Here is a 5,310-nt window from a genome sequence, read left to right on the forward strand (position 1 = left end):
CCGGCCCGCTCGAACAGCTCCAGCGCCTGGTTGAGCTCGGCGATGGCCTCGGGCAGCTGGTGCAGCCGCGAGTAGGCCCGCCCGAGCTGCCGGTGCGCGACGCCCTGCGCGTACACGCTCAGGTGGACGGAAGCGGCCGCCCCGGTCTGCCAGAGCGCGAGGTTGTCGTGGTGTCGCCCGCGCCGGTAGTAGTAGATGACCTGCCCCTCGGCCAGCTGGAACGCCGGCAGGTGCCACCCCTTCTCCATGGCGACGCGCTGCGCGGCCAGCAGGCAGCGCCGCTCCGCGTCGAACCACACCATGGGCTCGGCCGGCACGAGAGGCTGGCAGCCGGGCGGGTTCTCCAGTTTTTCGTCGCTGGACGGGAAGCTGGGGTCGAGCACGCAGTTGCCGGCCACAGCGCTGTTGGCGTAGAAGACGACGACCCGGCGCAGCGCCGCCTCGGCGTCGGAGGCCCGGTTGGCGGCGTACAGGCGGACCAGGTCGTGCATCCGCCAGCGGCCGGGGCTGTCCTGCGTCACGAGGCTGCGCTGTTCCAGGTCACGCAGCGCCTGCGCGGTGCGGCCGGCCGGCAGGCCCGCGAGGGAGGCGGCGGCGTGCAGGTCGATGTCGTCGCCGGGGGCCAGCCCGAGCAGGGTGAACACCTGCTCCTGGTCGGCGTTCAGGGTCTCGAACGAGCACGACAGCACGGCGGTGATGCCGGCCTCGGGATCGTCCTCGTCCAGCACGCCGAGCGGGTGTCGCGTCGCGGAGCTCGAAGGCCAGAACGGGACAGCGGCAGCCCGGGACGGATTTGCGCGCGGCCGGCGGCGATGCTCAGGGCCAGCGGGAAACCGCCGCACAGGGCCGAGATCTCGGCGACTGCCTCGGGTTCGGCGGCCAGCCGCTGCGCCCCGACCCGGTTGCCGAGCAGCGCCCGCGCCTCGCCGTCGTCCAGGGTGTCGGCGATCAGCGGGCGGGCGCCGTGCTTGGTGACCAGGCCGGCCAGACGGTTGCGGCTGGTCACGATCACGGCGCAGCCGGGGCTGCCCGGCAGCAGCGGCTCGACCTGGGCCACGTCGACGGCGTTGTCCAGCACGACCAGCATGCGACGGCCGGCGACCCGGCTCCGGTACAGGGCGGCTGCGCGTCGGGATCGGCCGGCACGGCGCGGGGCTCGACGCCCAGCGCGCCGAGAAAAGCCCCGCACAGCCCACGGAAGGCGACACCCGGCGGCGTGGACGGGTCGAACCCGCGCAGGTAAACAAGCAAAAAAGCCGTCGGGAGAAGTCCTCGGTCCGCAGGTGCGCCCAGCGCAGGGCCAGCGCGGTCTTGCCGATGCGGCCGCTGCCGACGATCACCGCGATCGGCACGCCCGTGGTGTCGGACAGGGTCTCGCTCAGCGCCGCCAGCTCCGTGGACCGGAGCAGCGAAGCCGGCGGGCGGGGCCGGCAGCTGTCGCGGCACGACCTGGTCGGACTGCCGGGCCGGCACGGCCAGCACCGGGTTGGCGGTGAGGATCCGCTGGTGCATCTGCCGCAGGTGGACGCCGGGATCCGCGCCCAGCTCGCCGGCCAGCCGCGCGCGCAGCGACTCGTAGTGGGCGAGCGCCTCGGCCTGCCGCCCGTTCCGGTACAGGGCGAGCATCAGTTGCCCGGCGGCCGCTCGTCCAGGGGATGCTCGGCGGCCCGCTCGACCAGCTCCGGCACGAGCGCCGCGTGCCGCCCGAGCTGGAGCCGCAGGTCGGTGACGTCCAGCTCGGCGGCCAGCAGCTGCCGGGCCAGTAGCTCGCGGGTCGCGACGGCCCACGGCGAGTCCAACCCGGCCAGCGCCTCGCCCCGCCACAGCTCAAGGGCCTGCTCGAACAGCTCGATCGCCCGCGCCGGCTCGGCCGACATCCGGGCCCGGCCGAACCAGGTGCTCGAACAGGTGCACGTCCACGGCGAGCGGGTCGGCGACCTCCAGCACGTACCCGCCGGACCGCCGCAGGAACGCCAGCTCGGGCAGGGCGCCGCGCAGCCGGGTCAGGTAGCTTTGCAACGTGCCGGTGGCCCGCTGCGGCGCCCGGTTGCCCCACACCCGGTCCACCAGCTCGTCCACGGGAACCACGCCGTTGACGTCGATGGCCAGCGCGGCGAACACGTGCTGCTGCCGCGTGTGGCCGACCGCCGCGGGCTGGCCGCCGACCTCGGCGCCGACGCCGCCGAGCAGCCGGATCCGGACCGCCACTGCACCCCCTGACCTGCGGATTCAAGCGGAGTCCAACTTTTGTGGACACGCCGTCCGGCAGACTAGCCGACAGCCGCCGCCGTTCCTGGCGTGGAGGGGTCGCCAGGAACGGCGGTCGGCCCTGATTCAGTCCCGGAGTTCCCGGTAGAACGCCCGGATGTCCTCGACCAGCGCCGCCGGCTGCTCCATCGCCGCGAAGTGCCCGCCGCGCTCGAACTCGGTGAACCGCTGGAGGTTGTAGGCCCGCGCCACCCACTCCCGCGGCGGCCGGGCGATCTCGTGCGGGAAGCTCGCGTACGCGGTCGGGGCGTCGATGTAGCCGGGGCTCAGGATGGGCGTCGCCTGGTCTCGCCATGCCTCGTAGTACAGGCGGGTCGAGGTGGCGATGGAGTTGGTCAGCCAGTAGATGCTGATGTTGGTGAGCAGGTCGTCCTTGCTGAACACCGACTCCACGTCGCCGCCGCAGTCGCTCCAGGTGCGGAACTTCTCCACGATCCAGGCGGCCAGGCCGGCGGGGGAGTCGGACAGGCCCGCGCCGAGTGTGGCCGGCTTGCTGCTCTGGACCTGGGCGTAGGCGCCTTCGCCGTTGCGCCACGCCGCCTGTCCGTCGAGGTAGGCCTGTTCGGCCTCGGTCAGCGGCGTGGAGTGCTCCCCGACCACGGGCCGAGCGGCCATCATGTTCACGTGGATGCCGGCCAGCTGGTCGCTGTGGTCGCGGCCGAGGCAGGTGGTGATGATCGAGCCCCAGTCGCCGCCCTGCGCCGCGTACCGGCCGTAGCCGAGGACGTCGGTCATCAGCTCGTGGAAGCGGTCGGCGATGGCCACCGGGCCGATGCCGGGCGTGCCGGGGTGCTCGGAGAAGCCGTAGCCGGGCAGGCTGGGCGCGACCACGGTGAACGCGTCGGCCGGGTCGCCGCCGTGCGCGGCCGGGTCGGTCAGCGGCCCGATGATCTTGCTGACCTCCCAGAACGAGCCGGGCCAGCCGTGACTGAACAGCAGGGGTAACGGGGCGGGGCCTTTGCCCTCGACGTGCACGAAGTGCAGCCGCGAGTCCCGCACGGACGCGGTGAACTGGGGCATCTCGTTCAGCTTGGCCTCGGCCGCCGACCAGTCGAACTTGGTCCGCCAGTACTCGACCAGCTCCGCGAGGTAGCCCGGCGGCGTGCCGTGGGTCCAGTCCGCCGACAGGGCCGGCGCGAATCTGGTGCGGGCCAGCCGTTCGCGCAGGTCGTCCAGGTCACGGGTGGGGACCGAAATTCGAAACGGCTTCACGCCCTCGCCTCCAGTGATCGCGCGGTCACGGTCATCATGGTGGTCATGAACGGCTGGGTGCGTCCAGTGACTAAGGCCTGGGTGGTGCGCGACTTCGTGCCGGGTCCCGACGTGGACGAGTTCGCCGAGCCGGAGCAGGTGATCGCCGAGCTGGCCCGGCCGGGCGCCGCCCTCGGCACGCTGCTGGCCGTGCAGCATCCCCACCGGACGCCGGCCGCGCGGGCCCGCGGCCTGAGCCTCACCGAGGCGCTGCCGATCGCCCGTGATGCGCTGGATCACTTGCGCGCCAACCACTATCGCGAGGTTCACGACGTCGTCGCGCCGTACCGGGTGGACGGTCCGGACGGCTCCGCCCACGGGGTGCTGTGCCTGGTCGATCCGGCCGAGGTGGGGCGGGTCCGGCACACCGAGGAGGTGTTCCCGGAGGTCGTGGCCGAACGGTCGGCGGTGCTGTCCGGGCTGGGCTGCGCCACCAGCGCCGCGATGCTCGTGCCCGTCTCGGACGGAGCAGTGCTCACCTCGCTGCTCTCGGACGTGTGTGACGAACTGGACGAACCGGCGGTGTCCGTTGTGGACTCGGACGGCCGGCAGCACCGGATGTGGTTGCTGGGGAAGGGCTCCCGGCAGACCGAGCTGCTGGAGCTGCTCCAGCAGCAGTCGCTGCTCGTCGCCGACGGCAACCATCGGGTGGCGGCCGCCGGCGGCGCGTCGCTGCTGGCGTTGATCACCGCCGGGCCGGCCCTGCGCATCGGGGCGATCGACCGGGTGCTGATCGGCACCGGCCTCGACGCGGACACGCTCTACCGCACGTGGAGGGACTTCGGGCTCACGGTCACCCGCGGCGGTGATCCCCGCCCGCCGCGGCGGCCCGGCGTCGTGGTCGCGCTGGTCGGGAGCGAGGTGCTGCGGGTCGTGCTGCCCGATGTGGGCGCGGAGAAGCCGCAGATCGATCACGGCGTGGTGGAGCAGATCCTCGTCCACGACGCGCTGGGCATCGATCCCGACGGTCCCTCGCTTCGCGCCGCGCCGGCCGGGCGACCACTGCCGCCCGGTGTGGACGCCCTGCTGCAACTGGCCCCCGTGCCGTTCGAGGACGTGCTCGCCGTGCACGCCGAGGGTCGTCGCATGCCTCGAAAGGCAACGTATTTCACGCCGAAACCCCGCAGCGGGCTGCTCCTCGCGGCGCTGTGACGGGGACTTCGGTTAGGGTCGTGGCATGGCAGTGCGGGCAGTTCGTGGCGCGACGCAGATCGACGCCGACGAGAGGGAGCAGTTGCTCGAGGCGACCGCGGAGCTGGTCGACGAGGTGCTCAAGCGCAACGGGCTGGAGCCCGACGACCTGATCAGCGTCGTGCTCACGGCGACGCCGGACATCAAGTGCGAGTTCCCGGCCTACGCCGCGCGCATGGCCGGCCTGGCCGACGTGCCGCTGCTGTCCGCGACCGAGATCGACGTGACCGGCGCCATGCCCCGGGTCATCCGGCTGCTGGCCCACGTGGAGACCGATCTCACCCGCGCCGAGATCAAGCACGCCTACCTCCGCGGCGCGGCCGCCCTCCGCACGGACCTGCCGCACTGACGCCGAAGCAGTGAACGGACCATTCCCAAACTCCGTGTAGAGGAATGGTCCGTTCCGAGCTTCGACGCGGCCTGATTCGTTGATCGGCCGGGGCACCAGGCAGAATGGGTGCGGACGGTCGGCGACTTCAGGAGGCGTTACGGTGGAACGCGGCGAGCTGCGTGGTGTGGTGGCCCTGGACGGGCCCTCCGGCACCGGCAAGTCCACCGTCGCCCGCAGGCTCGCGACGCAGCTGGGCGCACGCTACCTCG

The 5,310-nt window shown here is 72.7% G+C and carries 8 protein-coding genes and 1 pseudogene; 3 read left to right on the forward strand and 6 right to left on the reverse strand.

Going from position 1 to position 5,310, the window contains the following annotated elements:
* The 6 genes and pseudogenes from KUTG_RS62140 to KUTG_RS39205 all read right to left on the reverse strand — a co-directional run.
* Nucleotides 1–728, reverse strand: a pseudogene (locus tag KUTG_RS62140) (SARP family transcriptional regulator); the annotation flags it as partial.
* A complete protein-coding gene (locus tag KUTG_RS54415; protein ID WP_369794672.1) occupies nucleotides 662–1,117 on the reverse strand; it encodes an NB-ARC domain-containing protein in 456 nt (151 codons plus the stop codon). The gene KUTG_RS54415 and the pseudogene KUTG_RS62140, both read right to left, overlap by 67 nt.
* Nucleotides 1,009–1,626, reverse strand: a complete 618-nt coding sequence (locus tag KUTG_RS66640; protein ID WP_084580304.1) for an AfsR/SARP family transcriptional regulator — start codon at nucleotides 1,624–1,626, stop codon at nucleotides 1,009–1,011. The genes KUTG_RS54415 and KUTG_RS66640 overlap by 109 nt, the downstream gene beginning before the upstream one ends.
* Nucleotides 1,626–1,877 carry an AfsR/SARP family transcriptional regulator gene (locus KUTG_RS54420; protein ID WP_052395914.1) on the reverse strand — a complete coding sequence of 84 codons (252 nt, stop codon included), beginning with the start codon at nucleotides 1,875–1,877 and terminating at the stop codon, nucleotides 1,626–1,628. Before KUTG_RS54420 ends, KUTG_RS66640 begins: the two co-directional genes overlap by 1 nt.
* Nucleotides 1,828–2,208 carry an AfsR/SARP family transcriptional regulator gene (locus KUTG_RS54425; RefSeq protein ID WP_052395915.1) on the reverse strand — a complete coding sequence of 127 codons (381 nt, stop codon included), beginning with the start codon at nucleotides 2,206–2,208 and terminating at the stop codon, nucleotides 1,828–1,830. The genes KUTG_RS54420 and KUTG_RS54425 overlap by 50 nt, the downstream gene beginning before the upstream one ends.
* Nucleotides 2,209–2,334: 126 nt before the next feature.
* Nucleotides 2,335–3,480 carry an epoxide hydrolase family protein gene (locus tag KUTG_RS39205; protein ID WP_043724192.1) on the reverse strand — a complete coding sequence of 382 codons (1,146 nt, stop codon included), beginning with the start codon at nucleotides 3,478–3,480 and terminating at the stop codon, nucleotides 2,335–2,337.
* A gap of 45 nt (nucleotides 3,481–3,525) precedes the next feature.
* Here KUTG_RS39205 and KUTG_RS39210 point away from each other — a divergent pair, with 45 nt between their 5' ends.
* The 3 genes from KUTG_RS39210 to KUTG_RS62145 all read left to right on the forward strand — a co-directional run.
* Nucleotides 3,526–4,671, forward strand: a complete 1,146-nt coding sequence (locus KUTG_RS39210; RefSeq protein ID WP_043732164.1) for a DUF1015 family protein — start codon at nucleotides 3,526–3,528, stop codon at nucleotides 4,669–4,671.
* Nucleotides 4,672–4,696: 25 nt separating this feature from the next.
* Complete coding sequence (aroH, locus tag KUTG_RS39215) at nucleotides 4,697–5,059, forward strand: chorismate mutase (RefSeq protein ID WP_043724195.1); 363 nt, start codon at nucleotides 4,697–4,699, stop codon at nucleotides 5,057–5,059.
* Nucleotides 5,060–5,228: 169 nt separating this feature from the next.
* Nucleotides 5,229–5,310 (forward strand): (d)CMP kinase (locus KUTG_RS62145; protein WP_232241520.1); only part of this gene is annotated, 82 nt, incomplete at its 3' end.

The sequence above is a fragment of the Kutzneria sp. 744 genome (assembly GCF_000568255.1).
Taxonomy (GTDB): Bacteria; Actinomycetota; Actinomycetes; order Mycobacteriales; family Pseudonocardiaceae; genus Kutzneria.

What these genes read in the sequence shown, in the direction of transcription:
- aroH (WP_043724195.1), top strand. Translation starts at nt 4,697, where the DNA reads ATGGCAGTGCGGGCAGTTCGTGGCGCGACGCAGATCGACGCCGACGAG.
- KUTG_RS39210 (WP_043732164.1), top strand. Translation starts at nt 3,526, where the DNA reads ATGAACGGCTGGGTGCGTCCAGTGACTAAGGCCTGGGTGGTGCGCGAC.
- KUTG_RS66640 (WP_084580304.1), bottom strand. Translation starts at nt 1,626, where the DNA reads ATGCTCGCCCTGTACCGGAACGGGCGGCAGGCCGAGGCGCTCGCCCAC.
- KUTG_RS54420 (WP_052395914.1), bottom strand. Translation starts at nt 1,877, where the DNA reads ATGTCGGCCGAGCCGGCGCGGGCGATCGAGCTGTTCGAGCAGGCCCTT.